This is a genomic window from Citrobacter sp. TBCS-14, assembly GCF_005280805.1.
Taxonomy (GTDB): domain Bacteria; phylum Pseudomonadota; class Gammaproteobacteria; order Enterobacterales; family Enterobacteriaceae; genus Citrobacter; species Citrobacter gillenii.
The window spans coordinates 1-218 of record NZ_SZWM01000623.1; the positions used below are offsets into that span (position 1 = coordinate 1).

At 53.2% G+C, this 218-nt stretch carries 1 protein-coding gene; it reads right to left on the reverse strand.

Annotated elements, in window-relative coordinates; all coding sequences use genetic code 11:
- A partial coding sequence (locus FDX22_RS20300; RefSeq protein ID WP_146717687.1) for a GAF domain-containing protein occupies positions 1 to 218 on the reverse strand: 218 nt, incomplete at both ends.

Consider the following 218-nt stretch of genomic DNA (forward strand, 5'->3'; position numbering starts at 1 on the left):
GTCGTACTGGCGCAACTCACGTTGCTGTACCACCAGGACGCCTAATAACTGGCGTCGCTGGATGATCGGTACGCCTAAGAACGCACGAAAGCGTTCTTCTTTCACCGAAGGAATATATTTAAAGCTGGGGTGTTTTTGCGCATCGGCAAGGTTGATAGGTTCCGCCAGCCTGCCAACCAGGCCAACGATCCCTTCATCAAACGCCAGTGCAACAGTGC